The following is a 19,215-nucleotide window of genomic DNA, read 5'->3' on the forward strand; positions in this document are numbered from 1 at the left end:
CCTCCCCCCGCCACATGCTCGATCGCTCCACCCACGCTCAAGGAACGATTGCATGAAGCTGGAAACCCTCGCCATCCACGCAGGCTTCAGCCCCGACCCGACCACCCGGGCAGTGGCCGTACCGATCTACCAGACTACTTCCTTCGCCTTCGACGACACCCAGCACGGCGCCGACCTGTTCGACCTGAAGGTGGCCGGCAACATCTACTCGCGCATCATGAACCCCACCAACGACGTGCTCGAGCAGCGCATGGCCGCCCTGGAGGGCGGGGTTGGCGCGCTGGCGGTGGCCTCGGGCATGGCGGCCATCACCTACGCCATCCAGACCGTCGCCGAGGCCGGCGACAACATTGTCTCGGTGGCCAAGCTGTACGGCGGCACCTACAACCTGCTGGCCCACACCCTGCCGCGCATGGGCATCCACACCCGCTTCGCCGCCCACGACGACATTGCCGCCCTCGAAGCATTGATCGATTCGCGCACCAAGGCGGTGTTCTGCGAGTCCATCGGCAACCCTGCCGGCAATATCGTCGACATCGCCGCGCTGGCCGAGGCCGCCCACCGCCATGGTGTGCCGCTGATCGTCGACAACACCGTGGCCACCCCGGTGCTGTGCCGGCCGTTCGAGCACGGTGCCGATATCGTCGTGCACTCGCTGACCAAGTACATCGGCGGCCATGGCACCAGCATCGGCGGCATCGTCATCGACTCCGGCAAGTTCCCTTGGGCCGACAACAAGGAACGCTTCGCCCTGCTCAACACCCCCGACCCGTCCTATCACGGCGTCACCTACACCGAAGCCTTCGGCCCCGCCGCCTTCATCGGCCGCTGCCGCGTGGTGCCGTTGCGCAACACAGGCGCAGCGCTGTCGCCGTTCAACGCCTTCCTGATCCTGCAAGGCCTGGAAACCTTGGCCCTGCGCATGGAGCGCCACACCGAGAACGCGCTGAAGGTCGCCCGCTACCTGCAAGCCCACGAGCAGGTGGCGTGGGTGAAATATGCAGGGCTGCCCGACCATCCCGAGCATGAACTGGCCCGGCGCTATACCGGCGGCAAACCAGCGTCGATCCTGTCGTTCGGCATCAAGGGCGGCCAGGCGGCCGGCGCGCGCTTCATCGATGCACTGCAGCTGGTGGTGCGCCTGGTGAACATCGGCGACGCCAAGTCGCTGGCCTGCCACCCCGCCTCCACCACCCACCGCCAGCTCAACGACGAGGAGCTGGAGAAGGCCGGCGTGCCACGGGACATGGTGCGCCTGTCGATCGGCATCGAGCACAGCGACGACATCATCGCCGACCTGGCCCAGGCGCTGGAGGCCAGCCGCGGTTGATTCATCTGCGCCCTACCCAATGCCTACGGCGGGCGCACCTTTCGCACATATGGATAGCCCTGCGATGACCCTGTTCTACCTCAAGCTGATCGTCACACCTCTCCTGATGTGGGCCATCTCCCTCGCCTCGCGTCGCTGGGGCGGCCTGCTCGGCGGGTTGCTGTCCGGCCTGCCGATCACCTCGGCACTGGTAATGACCTTCCTGTGCCTGGAACAGGGCACGGCCTTCGCCCTGGGTGCGGTGCCCGGCGCGCTGGGCGGCCTGGCGGCGGTGCAGGCCACTTACACTTTCTACCTGTTCGCTACACGCAGGCTCGGCATCGGCCCGGCCGTATTGCTGGCGATGCTGTTCTATGGTGTAGCGGCCTATGCGTTTACCCACGGGGGCAACCTGTACCTGTCGATTGCCGTGGCGCTGGTGCTGATTGGCGTGCTGATACGCGCCAGCGGCCGCGAGCCCAGGCCGGATGCCCTGGCCCGGCCACGGCAGCGGTTTTGGGAGATCCCTCTGCGCATGGTGTCTGCCACTTCGTTGCTGATGGTCATCACAAGCCTGGCCAACTGGCTGGGCCCGGCGGCCAGCGGCATGCTGGCGCCGATCCCGGTGATCGCCTGGCCGCTGGTGGTGTTCGCCCATGTGCAGAATGGCCGTGCCGGAATGGCGGCGATGGTGCGGGGCAATGCGATCGGAGCGGTGGGGGTGATTGCGTTTTATCTGGTATTGGCAGGGCTGCTCGATGTCTGGGGTGTCGCAATTGCCATCAGCCTGGCAATGCTTTGTGCCGTGATCCTGACCGTGGGGCTGGCGGCTGCGTTGCGACGGGGGTGATACGCCGGCGCGCATGCCAGGGCTGCGTCGGTTGGGGCTGCTGCGCAGCCCATCGCAGTTCAAGCCAGCTCCTACAGGATCACTACAGTCTTCAAGGCAGATGCAGTACCTGTGGGAGCGGGCGCGCCCGCGAACACCGGCGTAGCCGGTGCCATGCACCGCGTTGGATTCTTCGCGGGCATGCCCGCTCCTACAGGATTACCACAGCCTTCAAGGCAGCCACAGTACCTGTAGGAGCCGGTTCACCCGCGAACACCGGCGCAGCCGGTGCCATGCACCGCGTTGGATTCTTCGCGGGCATGCCCGCTCCCACAGAATTACCACAACCTTCAAGGCTGCCGGAGTACCTGTGGGAGCGGGTTCACCCGCGAACACCGGCGTAGCCGGTGCCAGCCACCGCGCTGGATTCTTCGCGGGCACGCCCGCTCCCGCAGAACCACAACAGCCTTCAAGACAGCCACAGTACCTGTGGGAGCGGGTTCACCCGCGAACACCGGCGCAGCCGGTGCCAGCCACCGCGCCGGATTCTTCGCGGGCGCGCCCGCTCCCACAGGATTACCACAACCTTCAAGGCAGCCGCAGTACCTGTGGGAGCGGGCATGCCCGCGAACACCGGCGCAGCCGGTGCCATACACCGTGTCGGATTCTTCGGGGTAAACCCGCTCCCACAGGGCCCTGCCCTATCAATGGTCACTCCCTGCGCTGATCCAGGTCTACCGCAGGCTGCTCCACGCTCTGCCTGCCGTCATCAGCCAAGCTGTCTTCCTCCTGCCAATCACCACCCTCTTCTTCGTTCAGGAGCGGGTCGTCGTCAGGGTCGGGTATGGTCGGGCGGTCGGGGTCAACGGCCGGGTCGGGTGAAGTGGGCATGTCCTGGTTCGTGCCGCCTTGGGCATTCGGATCGGGGCTCATCGCTGCATACCTCGCAAGAAAGGTGTGAACCGCATTCGTTCCGGGCAACTCCGTCAGCGAGGCTGCGGGTGCTCGGCAGAAACCGAATTGTTGGCCTGCACGTCCTCCATCTCCTCCTCGATCGGGCCTTCGTCATCCGAAGGTAGCGGGACCTCTCCGTCACCGCTGCCGGGCTGGGACTCGGTTTGCTCGAGGCCGGGGACTTTCTGATCGTTTGCCATGGAAGTTCTCCTGGGTTTGCGCATTGATCGCGCATACAGGTCGGACGGAAAACGGCCAGCAGCAGTGCCTTGGGCTCGACAGGTGGCGCAAAAGGCCGGGGTACCGAACATGGCCCCATATAGAGCTAAACCATTATTCAGAGACGTTTCCTACAAGCTTTTAGGAAGCCCAATGCCTCTCTGGAAAGCGATTCCCCGTTAGTGTTCAGAGGTCGACAAGGACCTGTCCAACACGAGGATCGCTCATGACCATCAGCCAACGTATTGCCCTCGCGATCGCCGAAGCCGGGCTGCCGCACGACCAGTGCATGTTCTGCGAGCGCCAGGGCCTGCCGATCCTGCCGCTGCGCCGCGCCCTGGTGCCTGATACCCGCCCCGAGTGTGTCTCCACCGTGGCGGATAACAGGCATATCTCGACAAAGATCGGCTTGCGCACCTTGCGCAGGGGCTACCTGTATGTCCTGCTCGACCAGCAGGTCTGGCATGCCTATGCCGTCAGCGAGCAGGGTCACCTGCGTCGTTTCAATCCCTACGAGCCGCCAGACGGCCCGCCTTCGCCGCTGCCCGAAAAATGCGTGAACGCAGACCACGACATTCCTTCGGCCTTTCTCAACCTCGATACCAGCAGGTACGCCAGCGCCTGGCTGGCCTTCTCCAGCGATCCTTGGCCGGTGAGCGTGCTGAACGCCTACAAGAGCGGCGCGTCGCCTGCGCATCGCTTCGAGGGCCTGGACCTGATCCAGGCCCGCAGCAATCCCGAACTGCTGGGCATCGCCATGACGCCCGATAAGCTTGGGGTCGACCAGCAGGTGTTCGAGTATACCCAGCATGGCTGTGCCCCCTTCGACAGTGCGCATGGCTTCCACAGCCGCTGGTTGCGCCGGTTCGCCCTGCGCGGCTATCTGGTCAATGCGATCAACCGGCACCAGCTGGAAAACGGCGTGCTGGCAGTGGTGCTCGACGACACTGTCGGGCTGATTCAGGAGTACAACCATCAGCGCCTGAACTGGGTAGTGAAGCGTCAGGCCTGGCGTGAAGAACCGATGCGCGCCTATCAGCTGCAGACCTCGCAGATCCTGCAGATCATTCGTGCCACGCACAGGGAATGGGCGGCACAGAAGGTGCCGTCGCTGGAACCGATGACGGGCGATGGGCCGCCGGTGTTCACCGACCCGGCTGTCGAGCGGCAGCTGTTGGTCGAGCGTGCGCAGCAGGAGAGTGACGAGCGGCTTGAAGAGCGCTACCACGAACCGCAGCGGGCCGCGTTCCAGGCTGAATACGAGCAGCAGGAACGCGAGTTTCAGCGTTACATCGACAAGGACGCAAAGGCGTACGTTGCCTTGTTCGATACGCCCATGTTCAAGGTGGCCGAGGCGTACGACTACGACGGTAACGATCGCGAGTCCGGGGTGGCCTACGCCAAGACCATGACCCTGTGCCTGGGTGGCGGCGTTACGGAAGCTGTCGTCCCCCGCCTTGAACCGCAGGTTCCCGCTTCCGGCACCAGCGAACTGCTCTGGTTGAAATGGCTAAAGGACCCGGACAGCCCGCCCTACCGCGCCTTGCTGATGCGCGACCAGGCACTGCTGGCCGGGCTGCTGCCCAGTTTCTCCGCCACAGAAGCGATCAACTGGAACGACAGCGACAAGCTCTACGGCATGCTGAGCAAGATCATCGCCAGCGATGACGCCGGCCTACGCATGCGCAATACCCTCAAGCAGGCCATTGCTGAAACGCAGAGCGCGCTCAATGCGGCCAGTCAGCGGCTGGCGCCATGCCTGTCGCCTGGCGTTCAGAAGGCCGTGCGGCATTTGAACAGCGCCACGCAGTTTCTCTACAACGGCGTGCACCTGATCGAACTGGAAGTGAAGATGAAGCTGGGCGAGTACTACGCCTTGCAGAGCGCCCACCTCCGAGAGTTGCAGCACAAGGCCAACGCGTCGATCGCCGAGGCGCGGGACCGGATGCGCCGCAATATCGATGACTTCGAGTTTGGCTCGATGAAGGCCATGCGCAAGGTGCGGCCGATCATCCAGCACGGGCTGATGAGCCTGGCCGTGCTTGACCCGCGGTTCACCAATACGATGATCAGCGTGACGGTGTGGGTCGAGGGCAAGGCCGAGGAAGTGCATGGGCGGTTGTTCCAGGAAGCCAACATGGGCGTATCGCAGGCGAGCAGCGCGGCGCAGCTTGCCCTGGTGGATATCTCGGTGGCAGCGGGGACGTTGGAAACAAATGCACGCAAGGTATTGCAAGGTTTGCGGATCACTTCTCAACAGGCGACGCAGTTGGTACGGAACAGCTTTAACGGATTGCGGGGGGTGGTGGGTAGCTGGGAGTTATTGCTGGCGATGGGAGGACTTTATTTGCAAAGTGATAGTTTGAATAGGAACCAAGCGAAAGCTGAAGCGGAACTCGGGCCCAAAGCCACGGAAGCCATGATGGCCTTGAATGGCGTACGAATAGGCATCTTGGGCGGAAGCATTGAAGCGCTTGGGTTGGTTGTAATTTCTGGAGCTTCAGAAATCCAGCGTATGCGAACGCTGTCTTTTGCTGCTGAACATAAAATTACAAACTTGGTAAAAATCGGACGTGTGGTAGCTAGAATCGGAGCGATTATCAATGCAGGAGCTGGCGTTTTTGACGCATTACAAGCCATAAGCGCTGTAGGCCGTTCAGCAAAAAATGGTGATGATCGCGCATCGAGACTCTATAAATACGCAGGTCTTCTATTTGGCATTGGTGTAGTTGCTTCGGTTGCTGCAGTTTTCAACCCCTTATTGCTAGGGGTGTTAGGCATAGCACTGGTGTCAGGCTTGGGTGCATATGCATTAAGCAAGTGGGCCGAGGAGAACGAGTCGTCACCGCTCGACCGTTGGGTTAGACGGTGCTACTTTGGGAAGGCTAACGAGGTACCGGTTGTCCACTGGAACGTCCCTGAATATGCGGATCTAGCCTTAGCAGAGCTCAATGCTGCTGTATTGGGTATCACTGCAAACGTTAAATTCGAAGCTGACATTTCAGGCGTTCTATCTAACACCACGGTGGGTAGCACACTGGGCCTAACTATCCAGCAACGTGTAAGTTATTTAATTACCCTTCCTCACTTCAACGAGAAAAGTTCAGCGCTTCAGTGGGAACTGCAGGCTCACCGCCAGGGTGATGGCCTGTTCCCCGACTACGCCAAAGGCCAAGTCATTATTGGTAGCGCATCAAATCTGCCCGCGACCACTAAGAAGGAAATGATAAGCTGTTCGAATGAGCAATACAACCCACTCAAACATCCGGATTACGAAACCACCAGTATTGAGCAGAATGAAACTGATCGCGTAGTCGCTACAACTGCTGGAAACGTGAGTATCAGGCAATGTTTTGGAGGATTCGATCTGACTCCATACATTGACAACCCCACTATTATTGCCGTGACGCTATCCTTGATATTTTGGCCTGATCGAAATATGCCTGACGTATATGCTCAGGTAGTTTCCACAGAACTGAATGCATGAAAGGAGAAAGAAATATGCTGCCTAGCCGAGGGGTTGGCTGGAAATATGATCTTCCTCCAAATGATACTGCACCCACGCAGCGCGAGGTGTCTTTGGCATCCAATTTAAAGATCAATCGGGCCGGGCATATATTTATCGAGTTCCCACGGTCGTCGGTCAGTGTGCGAGGGATATCTTTTTTCGGAGGCTTGATTATTTTAATTTACACCATGGTGTTTATCGTGCCAGACATCATCACTTCTCTCCTTGACGACTGGCAATCGGGAATTGAAATTACGACCATAGGCATCATGATTATAATTCTTTCAACCTGGGCCTTTTTTCCATTGTTTCGTATGGACCTACGACTTCCTCGCGATGAACCCATACGCTTCAACAGAGCACGTCAAAAAGTCTATTTTTACGAGTACAGATTTGATCGCCTATACCCCTTCGGCAGCAAGGGTTGGGGGGTAAAACCTGTGGCCTATGACTGGGCCGACCTAACTGCCGAGGTCTACAGGGTATACGCCCCAATGGGCTACGGCGGCCTCATTGAAAATGTAATGATATCGGTTCGTAAAACAGGCACCGAGGAAGTCATCGACCGCATGTTCCTGTGTGACGACATAGAGCAAGGCAAGCAGTATTGGGCACTGGCACGTTTGTACATGCAAAGTGGCTATGACGCTCTTCCTGACTCTCTACGCCCTTTTCAGGGTCAGAAGGTTGGCAATGGTCTGAACCCTATGCAATACCTCGCCCCCAAAGTCCGATGGCCAGCGAAAATCGACTTGGAGTCTCGCAGCCCACCGACAACAGATGAAGTCGTCTAAAACCTTAGCGCAAGGTGCTGAGGGCCCGGCAAGCCCCCTGACTGCAAACCAGACACGGCGCTGGATTGTTCAGGGCAAGCCCGATTCAACAGTTTGATTCGTCGAAATTAGCATTAGGGAAGCCAACGAATGAAGATCAAGCCCAGGATCCTTTCGGAGCGAGCTCTGTGTTGGAGTCATGATCTGCCTGGTGTCAGTTCGGATGAAGTTCCGCGTTTAAGCTTTGAAGATATAGATCCGCCACCAAACTACTGTGATGATGTGTTCCTGGAGCTTCCCCGATCTACTGTCAGTTTGCGTGGTGTCACAGTGCTGATAGGGGGACCAATTCTGGTTTTTTCTGTGGGTGCATTAATCTACATGCATTGGAGGTTTTTTGGTATCTACTGGTCGAATAATTGGGGCATTGACATCCTCTCATCGTTAGCGATCTTGATTGGCATGTGGGCTACTGCGACATATGTAAAAATGGACCTATTGCTCCCACGGGACGAACCCATTCGCTTCAATCGACTACGACGCAAAATTTATCTCTATCAATTCAGATTCCACTACATTTATCTGTTCAGCCATAAGCATTGGGGCGTCAAACCGGTCGCCTACAACTGGGACGACGTAACCGCCGAAGTCTACCGAGTCTACGCCCCTGGCCACGGTGGCCTGATCGAAAACGTCATGCTGTCGGTTCGCAACCCGGAAACCAACGAAGTCATCGACCGCGTCTTCTTCACCCACGACCTGTACCACGGCGAAGCCTACTGGGCCATCGCCCGGCTATTCATGCAGCAAGGCCCCGAAGCCCTGCCGAAGTTCGTGCACCCACCCCGTGACTGGAACGACGACGATGGCCTGAGCCATATGCATTGCCTGGCGCCCAAGGTTCATTGGCCGGAGGATATTGACCGTGAGTCCCGTACTGCCCCATCTGACTGAGAGGGTCAATGCCCCGGGGCCTAGACGGTAAGGATCACCATACCTTTCAAAGCAGTTGCAGTACCTGTGGGAGCGGGCATGCCCGCGAACACCGGCGCAGCCGGTGCCAGCCACCGCGTTTGATTCTTCGCAGGCAAGCCCGCTCCCACAGTTTGGTTCAATGCCTCAAGCGCTGGCCGACACATGACGTGGAGCACGCACACCCCACAACCAGTAACCCAGGGATAACAGCACCAACCAGCCAACCCCGACATACATGGCTGTGCGGCTGGCCGGGAACCAACCGAGCACGCCAAAAATGAACACCATGAAAGCAATCGCGCAAGCTGGCCCTACCGGCCACAGCGGCACACGATAATCCAGTGCTGCCACCTCCTCCTTGCTCATGCCGCGCCGCATGGCCACTTGAGAAAGCAGGATCATCAACCAGACCCAGACAATGGAGAACGTGACCACCGCCGCAAGAACCAGGAACAAGTCTTCCGGCACCAGGTAGTTCAATACCACGCCCAGAAGCAGCGCGACGCCCATCACCGCAACTGTCATCCACGGCACACCGAAACGCGACAACGATGCAAAACCGGCTGGCGCCTGGCCGTCCTGAGCCATTCCGTACATCATCCGCCCAGCACTGAAGATATCGCTATTGATCGCCGAAACAGCAGCTGAAATCACCACGATGTTCAACACGGTGGCCGCTGAACTGATGCCAAGACCACTGAAGATCTGCACGAACGGGCTACCGTGGCTGCCAATGCTGGTCCAAGGGTAAATGGCCATGAGTACGAACAGGGTAAGAATGTAGAACAGCAGGATGCGCAGAGGCACCGAGTTGATAGCCTTGGGCAGCACGCGCTTCGGGTCCCTTGCCTCGCCTGCGGTGATGCCGATCATTTCGACCCCGCCAAAGGCGAACATCACGACAGTGAACGAAGCGATCATCCCACTGACGCCATTAGGGAAGAACCCGCCGTGGCTCCACAGATTCGAGACTCCGGCAACCGTGCCTGCCTCGTCATTCAACTGGATACCCAGCAGCAGCACAGCCGCACCTGCCACAATCATGGCAACGATCGCGGTCACTTTCAGCAACGACAGCCAGAACTCCATTTCCCCGAACACTTTCACGCTGCACAGGTTCAGCGCCCCGATAAAGAACACTATCCCAAGCACCCAGATCCAGGCAGGTGTTTCAGGGAACCACAGCCCCATGTAAACGCCAAAGGCCGTCACGTCTGCCAGGCAAACCACCAGCATCGAGAATGCGTAGCTCCAACCTGTCAGAAAGCCAAAGTAGCGCCCCAGATACTGGCTGGCATAGTGCCCGAACGAACCTGACACCGGGTTATGAACCGCCATTTCGCCAAGGGCGCGCATCATCATGTAAATGGCTGCGCCACCTATCAGATAGGCCAGCAAAACCGAAGGCCCTGCCAACTTTATTGCCGATGCCGAGCCATAGAACAGCCCCGTACCGATAGCAGAACCTAACGCCATGAAACGAATATGCCGGGTAGAGAGACCCCGCTTCAACTGGTGTGAAGATTGAGCGCTCATAGATACCTTCTTGGTTTTATTATCAGGTCCGCACAACGCTAATGCCGTGCGGTTTTATCAGGCACGCAGCATTCCAATCATCAAGCCCTTGGCCACAGCACCGGAAACAGTTCGTGGTTCATTTGGGCACCGCTGGCGAGTTGCGTTTCGAGGCCAGGAAACTGTGGCGAAGTTTTCCACTGGCGCGGTGCGTGAGTAATGTCATCGCCCAGGAAACGTACCGAGAAGGCACGACGCCGACGATTGCCCCCGACACCGCCAGAGGCGTGCAAGGTGAGCATGTGGAAGAACACCGCATCGCCCGGAGAGAGCTCCCAGCCGAGGATGTTCCAGGCGCTGCGATCGGCTTCGATATCCGGCAAGTCTGCAAGGCTGCCTTCCGGAAACCATTGCGCCTGGCTGTCGAGGAAGCTTCGCGGCATCAGCCATGGCCCAAGGTGCGAGCCCCCTACGAATTCAAGGGTGGATTCTCTCGAGACCGGGTCGACTGGCATCCACATGCTGCAGTTCTGCCGCCCGTCGATGTTGTAGTACGGCTGGTCCTGATGCCAGGGCGTTCGCTGACGCGTGTTCGGCTCCTTGACCAGCAGGTGATCGTGATAAAGCCGGGCCGTCTCACTGTTCATGAGTTGCGCTGCAACACTACCTACCCTGCTTTCGAAGATGAACTGGCGATAGGCCGAAATATCCCCCCAATTACAGAAGTCTTCGAAGAACCAACCCGGGTCATCAGGGCGGCTTGCCACTTTAGCGCGCTCGCTTGGGGCTTTCAGGTTCTGTTCGATGCCGGTTTCGAGCAGTGCAACTTCTTCCGGCGTGAACAAATTACGTACGCAGACGGCACCATCACGCTGGAAAGCCTCGATGGTTTCGTCACTCAGTTGAAATTCGGCGGACTGTTTCATAAGCACCCTTTGGTCTTTTTATTGGGCAACAGCACCACTGCCAGTTTTCGAGCGGAATAAGCAAGGTGCACCGCGAGTATTGCTTTTCAGCCACAATAGGAAAAGAATATATTTCCTAATCCCGAGTATAGGAAAAGATGATAGGGTTCTCGTTCAGGCAGCTCGAGTACTTCGTCGCCGTGGCCGAGCACGGCAGCATCAGCGCTGCGGCCAGAGCCCGGCACGTTTCACAGCCATCGGTTTCGGTAGCGATCGCCCAGCTGGAAGAGGCGCTGAACGAGCGCCTTTTCCGGCGCCAGGTGAGCCGCGGGCTGGAGCTGACGTCAGCGGGCACGCGTTTACTGGCCCAGGCACGCGATATCATCGGCATGGCCATTGCCATGAATCAGAACGCGGATACCACGCGCGGCTCGCTTCGCGGCAACCTGTCGCTTATCTGCTTTCAAGACTTGGGCCCCTATTACGCGCCGCGGCTGCTGTCGAGTTTTCGCAAGCAGTATCCCGATGTCGAGGTAACGCTTTTCGAGACTGACCTGGCAGGCGTACACCGCCACTTGAGCGCCGGTAAAGCCGAGCTCGCGCTAACTTATGACATTGGCCTTGATCCCTTGCTGCCGCGCCAGGTACTGGCTGAGTTGAAGCCCTACGCACTCATCGCCACTGATCACCGCCTGGCCCACCTGGCCGAGATACCGCTGCATGAGCTGGCGCAAGAGTGTTTGATTCTTGAGGACATCGCACAAACGCGTGAGTATTTTCTTTCACTGTTTTGGGCGCATAACCTGCAACCGCGCACTCAGCAATACACCCAGACCTTCGAGATGCAACGGGGCCTCGTCGCGCATGGCTACGGGGTTGCCCTGTCATGCACCCGGCCCGCGGGGGACCACTGCTATGACGGTACACCGCTGCTATGCCGGCCATTATTGGAAGAGGTATCACCGCAAAAAGTGGTGCTGGCCCAATCAGGCGCGATGCACCCATCGCCGGTGGCGGAGGCGTTCAAGGGCTGGGTTGCTCGGGAGATAGCTGGTGGGGGGGCCTGAGTTCGTTCACTCAAGAAAGCTCCACTGTAGGAGCGGGCATGCCCGCGAACACCGGCACAGCCGGTGCCATGCACCGCGTTGGATTCTTCGCGGGCACGCCCGCTCCCACAGGATCACCACAACCTTCAACGCAGCCACAGTACCTGTGGGAGCGGGTTCACCCGCGAACACCGGCGCAGCCGGTGCCATACACCGCGTTGCATTCTTCGCGGGTGAACCCGCTCCCACAGGCTCACCACAGGCTCACCACAGCCTTCAACGCAGCCACAGTACCTGTGGGAGCGGGCATGCCCGCGAACACCGGCACAGCCGGTGCCATACACCGCGTTGCATTCTTCGCGGGTAAACCCGCTCCCACAGGCTCACCACAACCTTCAACGCAACCACAGTACCTGTGGGAGCGGGCATGCCCGCGAACACCGGCACAGCCGGTGCCATGCACCGCGTCGCATTCTTCGCGGGCTCGCCCGCTCCCACAAGATCACCACAGCCTTCAACGCAGCCACAGTACCTGTGGGAGCGGGTTCACCCGCGAACACCGGCGAAGCCGGTGCCATACACCGCGTTGGATTCTTCACAGGTAAGTCAAACCGCCACACCGCCGCGTCGCACAACAAGCGAGCCCGCCAATCAGAACACCGACCACCCAATCCGCGAGCTCAGCAACTCAAGCGCCGCCATCCCCGCCAGAGAGTTACCCGCCGCATTCAACTCCGGCGACCACACGCACACGGTGAATTGCCCCGGCACGATGGCCACAATCCCGCCCCCCACGCCACTCTTACCTGGCAACCCCACCCGATAGGCGAAATTCCCTGCTTCGTCATACAGCCCGCTAGTGGCCATGATCGAGTTCACCTGCTGGGTCTGGCGCCGGGTCAGAATCTGCTCACCGCTGTGCTTGCAGAACCCATCATTGGCCAGGAAACAGAACGCCCGGGCCAGGTCCAGGCAGTTCATTTGCAGCGCGCAATAACTGAAATAACTGCGCAGCACCGTCTCCACCTCGTTATGGAAGTTGCCGAACGACTGCATCAGGTAAGCCATGGCCGCGTTGCGCGCGCGGAATTGATACTCCGAATCGGCAACGCGAGCATCGATCGAGATATGCGGATTGCCCGATAGCCGCCGCACGAAATCGCGCATCGACAAAGTGGGTGCAGCAAAGCGCGACTGGTTGATATCGCAGATCACCAACGCCCCCGCATTGATAAAAGGATTACGCGGCCGACCACGCTCGAACTCCAGCTGCACCAGCGAGTTGAACGGCTGGCCGGAAGGCTCATGGCCAAGCCGCTCCCAAATGGCTTCCCCCGAGCGCCCAATCGCCTGCACCAGGCTGAACACCTTGGAAATACTCTGCACCGAGAATGGCACCAGGGCGTCGCCTGCGCAGTAATAGCTGCCATCGTTGCCATAGACCGCTATGCCCAGTTGGTTCGCTGGCACATCGGCCAGCGCAGGAATGTAGTCAGCCACTTTGCCCTTGCCGATCAAGGGACGTACTTCTTCGAGAATCTCGTTCAACAGCGTTTGCATGAAAGGCCCTGTATCAGTCCCCAGACGACGGCGAAGGGGTAGCAATCTTGACGAAGATCGAGCGAAAGAAATCACACTCTCGGCAAGAAATGGCCAGCCGCACCTGCAACCCAAGGCTCCACGCTATAACCTATGCTGTGCTTGTTTCGACGGTATAGAGAACGCGCCCCGCCAAGTGCAAAAGCAGCCAACCAGGGAATGGAGGACCAACGATGCCAGCTTGCCCTTTACCCGCAGACGAAGCGCTTCGCCAGCGCACGCTCGATGACATGAACCTGGTTGATACACCAGCCGAGCATTACCTCGATACCCTGGTGCGGCTTACCCAGGACCTGGCCCATGTGGACACTGTGCTTATCAGCCTGATCGACCAGGACCGACAGTGGTTCAAGGCCCGCATAGGGCTTGAGGCAAGCGAGACGACGCGCAGTATTTCCTTTTGCGGCTACGCCATTCTCGGTGACGAAACCTTGATGGTCCCCGATGCCAAGCGCGACAGCCGGTTCGACGACAATCCACTGGTGCTCAAAGAGCCCTATATCCGTTTTTACGCCGGCCACCCCTTGCGCGCCGGCAACGGCAAAGCCATCGGCACGCTGTGCATGTTCGACCCCCACCCGCGCGTGCTCAGCGAGGCTCAACAAGCGAACTTCAGGGATCTGGCCACGCTCGCCGAGGGGTATCTGCAGCTGCGCACCTTGGCGCAGGTGAACCGCGATCTGCGGCTTGAAATGGATCGCGAGCAACGCAAAGCCCTGCTCGACCCTTTGACGCAACTATGGAACCGCGGCGCGCTGTCGGCGTTTGAAGACCATGAACGGCGATTGGCAGAGGTGAACGGCTTACAACTGGGCGCGGTTTATGCCGACCTGGATCACTTCAAATCCATCAACGACAAGTACGGCCATGGCGGCGGTGACAAGGTGCTTTGCGAATCTGCCCGTCGCCTGCGTGCAGCACTTCGCCCCGATGACCTGCTGGTGCGCCATGGGGGTGAGGAGTTCGTCGCTATTTTGCATGTTAAAGACAGCGAAGAACTGACGCGGATTGCTGAGCGGATTCGCGAACAGGTGGGTGGCAGCCCGATGCAGTTGCCCTGCGGTCAACTGAAGGTGAGCGTGAGCGTAGGGTGCACCCTGTTTGCCAAGGGTGAAACGCTGGATGACGCACTGGAACGCGCTGACAAGGGACTTTATGACGCCAAACAGAATGGACGAAACCGGGTTGTATATGTAGCGCCGCCATTCTGAGACGGGCATGGTCCGGGCTTTAAACCTATTACCCGGCACCCTGTGAGAGCAGGTGTGCCCGCGAAGCGTTCAACCTGGCCTGAGTCAACTGGTCATGCGCAACCCAGTTGCTCTACGTAGCGCCCCTAGTAGGCATTGCCCCACAGTGTAAGAACACACCTACCAGAGCAACCCACCCCACCATTATATTTTTCTTGAGGAATTCAGGCTGATATCCCAAAAACAAAAACTGCTGAAACTCCAATATCCTCATGTATGTAACAACAAAGAAGATATTGTATAGCAAGCACAGACAGAATAGCCCATAACCGAGATGAGGCCCCGAGCACTTGGTACGCAAAATGAATGCACCGCACACACTGAACACGGTGCACAAAATGAATAACCATGCCATCACCTATTCCTCAGCTGGACTCTTACTTGATCACCTATCAACATGTTTAAAATTTCGGAGACAATAGGCCACTTCGCCAGCTCCTTGTAAGGGAAAGGCTTGGAGGCTATAGAAAAAATATCGCCGAGTATGTAGGACCGTTCCGAAACCCACGCCTTGCTTTGCTAAAGACTATTGCAAGTACACGATCTGTAAGAGATCGCCCAGCCCTTGGGTTGCGCTATCGCGCAGAGAGCTCAACTCGCAAGCGCGACGCGACGCCTGTGGGAGCGGGCATGCCCGCGAAGAACTCAACGCGGTGGCTGGCACCGGCTGCGCCGGTGTTCGCGGGCACGCCCGCTCCCAGAGCCCTGCTACATCAATCAGTCATATGCTATTCCACGAGACCGATTTAGCGCATACAAACTGCCGAAGATCTCGGAACCTACCCACTTGCCCCTGCCCCGCCAGCCCCGATCTCATCCATGAAATCCGCAAGAAACACTTCAAGCCGAGCATGACGCTCAGCAGCCAGCCGAGCCCCTTCAGCAGTTTTAAACCCTGACGCAAGCTTGAGCAGCTTGGTATGAAAGTGCTCGACCGTATACGCCTTGTCCTGATACTCCCTCCCCCACGCAGTGGGGTTCTCGAAATCGTACAGCGCCGACCCCATTCGCCCGGATACGTAAAAACACCGGGCGATACCCACTGCACCTAGGGCGTCCAGGCGATCACTATCCTGAAGAATCCTGGCATCAAGGGTGAGCGGCTCGAAGCCAGCCGAGTAGCTGTGGGTTTTGACTGCATGCGCCACCTGTTTGATGCGCTGCAAAGGCCAGCCCATATCAGCCAGGATCGACGCCGCCCTTTGTGCGGACAGCGTTGACGCCTGCCCACGCAAGGGCGAGTTCTTTTCTACTGCGACACAATCATGCAGCACAGTCGCTGCAAGCAGCACTTCCAGGTCGCCGCCTTCTACGCGCTGTATCCGTTGTGCGTTGACCCACACGCGATGGATGTGGGACAGGTCGTGGGAGCCATCTGGCTGGTCAGCCGGTAGATACCTCAACAGGTCAGCGGCAAAGCGCTGGAAAGGGGCAAAAGCTTCGATAGTCATCTTCGGTGCATTCCATGGGCTGTTACTTGGCGTCCGTTGCCAGGGGCTGGACCGTGACCTGCCTTGGTCCAGATGCGAGCGGGTCAGTTTCAGGGCTTGAGTGGCGAAAGTCCATGCTGGACCGTTTGTTGGCATCGCGACATAACTGGATACAGGGATTCGTGAGAGGAAAGCTTTTTGAGAGCCACAAACCGTTAACAGAGCAGCCAGCGTTGCATGCTGTGAAGGTGAATGGGCAAAAAAAGTCAGAATTAACCCCTTCCTTGTAGGCCATTTCCCAAAGATACTCCCTGCGCCTGTTTTTCGTTGCACATGGAAATCGTGAACCATAGTCTCGACCTGCCGCTACCAATTGGCGGCACGGTTTTGACAGGCCGTGGTTCACTGAGAGCATGTGCAATGCCAGTTATGGCAGCTGTGCGTGGGGCACCTTTGTGTGCGCCGGGAATCTCAGTGCCCCCGGTCTGTCAACCCACAAACAGCTGCCACCCTTCCGTTTGACAGCGGATCTGCGGCAGCCCTTTAAGGCACTGAGAGGGTTTATGCTGAAGATAGTCCCTGATCCACCCCACAATGTTCTATCCCTTGAAGACACCCTGATCCAGGCCACGGATTACGCGCTGTGCGCGGCGACCGTTGTGCATCAGGCGATACTGCTGCAGCCCAAATCGCCCGCGTCGATTCTGATGATGGCCTCGATGCATGAGCTGGAGACGCTGCGAGCTTTGCTTGAGTCCGCACTGGTCCAGGTGCAGATGCCCACTGAGCCTAGGACTTTGCACTAAGGCTTCATTTATGTGTCGCCTGGGCTGCCCCTATCGCCAGCAAGCAAGGCTCCCACATGGATCTAAGCTGCGCCACAAATCTCGAGGCCTGTGCAGTATCTGTGGGAGCTGGCTTGCCGGCGATGAGGCCAGACCAGGCACTAGAAATTTCGGGGAGATTGAACAATGACCACAGAAGAAACCAAATTCACCGTCGGCAAAACCACCTTCTACCAAGGTGAAAACCAGACCCATCCGCTGTTCCGCATCGAAGCGGGCATCCCCTGCCAGAGCGCCCGCGAACAGGCCTCGGAGCTGATGGGCTATGCACGGGATATGACCCTGGACGGCTTGATGGAAGACAAACCCCAGCTGATCTGGGCTTCGCATTACCTCTGCGCATTGGCTAAGGCGCTGATGGATGATGCCGAGCTAGGCATGATGCGCTGAATCACCCCTCCCTCACTGGACGCCTTCAAAACCTAAGTCCATCCCCCGTTTTGAAGGCGCTCCAGCTGCCCCCCACCTTCACACGCAGGCAGTGTTAGCGTGCGCTTAGCAATCTACTGGGACTCGATTACCCATCGCCCGCGCAACATTCCTTTCAACTCGTCAACACTCAGAGTCATATCTCTCTTGCGATGAACTACCGCATGACAGTTGGCGCACAACGTCACGAGGTCAGTCTCAGGATTCACGGCCTTCTCCCCACCAAAGTCCGAAATCGGTACTACGTGATGAACGTGAATGAAGCCCTTCGCGTGTTCGCCGTATGCCTGTTCGAAATCAAACCCGCATGCCTTGCAGTCAAGCCCGTGGATGGCGATGGCCTTCACTCTCAAATCTTTCCGACGCTCGTAACGGGTTCCAAAGTAGCTTGTTTTGCTGCCTTCACTGGCCGATTCAAAGGTAAGTGGGTCGTCTTCCATATCCGGTACAGCCGCGTCAGCACGCGAAGGCAGGAGCGTCGCATGGCTTAAGATGGCATCGTAATCGGATTGAGAAATCGGCCGAACGCCATCACGCCAGTAGTTACTCATACGGCTGGCGGGGATAGTCTCCAGGTACTCGCCGTCAATTTCCGAGGGGACAGCGTCTTCAAACGGCGTGAAATTTTCGATCAGAGCAAACAGATCACCCTTATCGCTTCTCCGGTCTGCGTAGACCTGACCTATGCGTGCCTTACCAAAATAATGCGGATCGGCGCTGAGGCGGACGGAAGCAAAGGCTTTGTCCTTGATTCGCCCTTTGTAGTAGATCACCTCTGTTCCCTGCGCGAGCCAGGCTTGGTAGCGCTTGGGGAAGTGATAGACAGCACCTGTCTCGTCTTCCCACTGTGATGTATCGTTTTCAACGATGACGACGGGCATTTCCTTTTCCTCTCGACTGATGGCAAAAGCCTATCAAAAAAGAGGAAATTTCCTACGGCATAATGAGAGGTGAGCCACATTTCCGGCGGTTGTAGAGAACTGGCCATGCCCTACACCGCCGAGATTGCTGTTGGGATTTGTCGTTCTCCGACAACCCGAAACCTAAAGCGCGCATCATCCGGCAACGAAGAAAACCACATTCAAGCTCGCATGCTTCTGGTTTGGAATGTCATATAGTCTGACTTTTTCGTAACTCGAAGTTACAATCCTCCAGCAGCATTTGCCAATTACACTTGTCGGGGCCACCAGTGTCGCTCATTAAAAAGCTTGGTGCTTTTGTCGTTCTGCTTGTCGGATGCGGATATGCCGCCATCGCATGGAATAGGCACGCGAACTTTGAAAAAACCGGGGAATCCTTGGTACGCCAACTGGGCTTAAAAATCGTTACAAATCTTGGACAGATGAACACCACTTGCAGGTCCGTGGCTAGGATTGACTCAATCGCCATTGAATCTGATGGGCTGCTTGGTATGAAGGGGTCGGCAGTTCTGTACATTTCCGGGCAGAATGACAGCGCTATTTCCATCAGATACCGTATGGAAACAGTGGGCGATAAGGTTTGGGTCCAGCCTACAGATCAGATTTCCGCGCAGCTGTCAGTGATGCAGTTTGGATTGAAGAGCTGCAATTAGAGCCTTATAAACGGGACCTACCGCAAAACAACACTCTGCCGTCCTTGCTTGAGCAA

Annotated in this window: 16 protein-coding genes; 9 read left to right on the top strand and 7 right to left on the bottom strand. The window is 58.0% G+C overall.

The window, feature by feature from the left end:
• Window positions 1-52: 52 nt before the first annotated feature.
• Window positions 53-1,330, top strand: a complete 1,278-nt coding sequence (locus ACGLHT_RS16205) for a bifunctional O-acetylhomoserine aminocarboxypropyltransferase/cysteine synthase (protein WP_025338571.1) — start codon at window positions 53-55, stop codon at window positions 1,328-1,330.
• Window positions 1,331-1,394: 64 nt separating this feature from the next.
• The gene (locus ACGLHT_RS16210; RefSeq protein WP_274120249.1) at window positions 1,395-2,159 is read left to right on the top strand and encodes a hypothetical protein; all 765 of its coding nucleotides are present in this window, start codon (window positions 1,395-1,397) and stop codon (window positions 2,157-2,159) included.
• A 690-nt stretch (window positions 2,160-2,849) separates the two neighbouring features.
• On the opposite strand, the gene ACGLHT_RS16215 is transcribed toward ACGLHT_RS16210, so the two are convergent.
• Together ACGLHT_RS16215 and ACGLHT_RS16220 are read right to left on the bottom strand one after the other, a co-directional pair.
• The gene (locus ACGLHT_RS16215) at window positions 2,850-3,029 is read right to left on the bottom strand and encodes a hypothetical protein (protein WP_274120248.1); all 180 of its coding nucleotides are present in this window, start codon (window positions 3,027-3,029) and stop codon (window positions 2,850-2,852) included.
• A gap of 95 nt (window positions 3,030-3,124) precedes the next feature.
• Window positions 3,125-3,292, bottom strand: a complete 168-nt coding sequence (locus ACGLHT_RS16220; protein WP_274120247.1) for a hypothetical protein — start codon at window positions 3,290-3,292, stop codon at window positions 3,125-3,127.
• A gap of 245 nt (window positions 3,293-3,537) precedes the next feature.
• Here ACGLHT_RS16220 and ACGLHT_RS16225 point away from each other — a divergent pair, with 245 nt between their 5' ends.
• The 3 genes from ACGLHT_RS16225 to ACGLHT_RS16235 all read left to right on the top strand — a co-directional run bounded on the left by ACGLHT_RS16225 (window position 3,538) and on the right by ACGLHT_RS16235 (window position 8,546).
• Window positions 3,538-6,798: a T6SS effector BTH_I2691 family protein gene (locus tag ACGLHT_RS16225; RefSeq protein ID WP_274120246.1), complete on the top strand. Its 3,261-nt coding sequence runs from the start codon at window positions 3,538-3,540 to the stop codon at window positions 6,796-6,798.
• Between the two features lie 14 nt (window positions 6,799-6,812).
• Entirely contained in the window at window positions 6,813-7,613 is an 801-nt protein-coding gene (locus ACGLHT_RS16230; RefSeq protein ID WP_274120245.1) for a DUF6708 domain-containing protein, read from the top strand.
• Between the two features lie 441 nt (window positions 7,614-8,054).
• Complete coding sequence (locus ACGLHT_RS16235) at window positions 8,055-8,546, top strand: DUF6708 domain-containing protein (protein ID WP_394519800.1); 492 nt, start codon at window positions 8,055-8,057, stop codon at window positions 8,544-8,546.
• 165 nt (window positions 8,547-8,711) lie between these two features.
• Here the strand turns inward: ACGLHT_RS16235 and ACGLHT_RS16240 are convergent, their stop codons facing one another.
• Both ACGLHT_RS16240 and ACGLHT_RS16245 read right to left on the bottom strand, forming a co-directional pair.
• Complete coding sequence (locus ACGLHT_RS16240; protein ID WP_137163547.1) at window positions 8,712-10,103, bottom strand: amino acid permease; 1,392 nt, start codon at window positions 10,101-10,103, stop codon at window positions 8,712-8,714.
• Window positions 10,104-10,183: 80 nt separating this feature from the next.
• On the bottom strand, window positions 10,184-11,008 hold the full coding sequence (locus tag ACGLHT_RS16245) for a phytanoyl-CoA dioxygenase family protein (RefSeq protein ID WP_025338554.1): 825 nt from the start codon (window positions 11,006-11,008) through the stop codon (window positions 10,184-10,186).
• Window positions 11,009-11,145: 137 nt separating this feature from the next.
• Between ACGLHT_RS16245 and ACGLHT_RS16250 the strand changes: the two genes are divergently transcribed.
• Window positions 11,146-12,054: a LysR family transcriptional regulator gene (locus ACGLHT_RS16250; RefSeq protein ID WP_085663231.1), complete on the top strand. Its 909-nt coding sequence runs from the start codon at window positions 11,146-11,148 to the stop codon at window positions 12,052-12,054.
• 630 nt (window positions 12,055-12,684) lie between these two features.
• Here ACGLHT_RS16250 and glsB read toward each other — a convergent pair.
• Entirely contained in the window at window positions 12,685-13,593 is a 909-nt protein-coding gene (gene glsB / locus ACGLHT_RS16255; protein WP_075044759.1) for a glutaminase B, read from the bottom strand.
• A 212-nt stretch (window positions 13,594-13,805) separates the two neighbouring features.
• Between glsB and ACGLHT_RS16260 the strand changes: the two genes are divergently transcribed.
• Entirely contained in the window at window positions 13,806-14,843 is a 1,038-nt protein-coding gene (locus tag ACGLHT_RS16260) for a sensor domain-containing diguanylate cyclase (protein ID WP_274120243.1), read from the top strand.
• Window positions 14,844-15,661: 818 nt separating this feature from the next.
• On the opposite strand, the gene ACGLHT_RS16265 is transcribed toward ACGLHT_RS16260, so the two are convergent.
• Complete coding sequence (locus tag ACGLHT_RS16265; RefSeq protein ID WP_274120242.1) at window positions 15,662-16,333, bottom strand: HD domain-containing protein; 672 nt, start codon at window positions 16,331-16,333, stop codon at window positions 15,662-15,664.
• 542 nt (window positions 16,334-16,875) lie between these two features.
• Here ACGLHT_RS16265 and ACGLHT_RS16270 point away from each other — a divergent pair.
• Entirely contained in the window at window positions 16,876-17,118 is a 243-nt protein-coding gene (locus ACGLHT_RS16270; RefSeq protein WP_054572973.1) for a hypothetical protein, read from the top strand.
• A gap of 165 nt (window positions 17,119-17,283) precedes the next feature.
• Window positions 17,284-17,547 (top strand): DUF3077 domain-containing protein, encoded by a 264-nt coding sequence (locus ACGLHT_RS16275; protein WP_003256566.1) that lies wholly within the window; start codon window positions 17,284-17,286, stop codon window positions 17,545-17,547.
• 113 nt (window positions 17,548-17,660) lie between these two features.
• On the opposite strand, the gene ACGLHT_RS16280 is transcribed toward ACGLHT_RS16275, so the two are convergent.
• On the bottom strand, window positions 17,661-18,467 hold the full coding sequence (locus tag ACGLHT_RS16280) for an HNH endonuclease (RefSeq protein ID WP_274079978.1): 807 nt from the start codon (window positions 18,465-18,467) through the stop codon (window positions 17,661-17,663).
• Between the last annotated feature and the right edge of the window lie 748 nt (window positions 18,468-19,215).

Source organism: Pseudomonas sp. PsB (assembly GCF_043658375.1).
In the GTDB taxonomy this organism is placed as follows: domain Bacteria; phylum Pseudomonadota; class Gammaproteobacteria; order Pseudomonadales; family Pseudomonadaceae; genus Aquipseudomonas; species Aquipseudomonas putida_Z.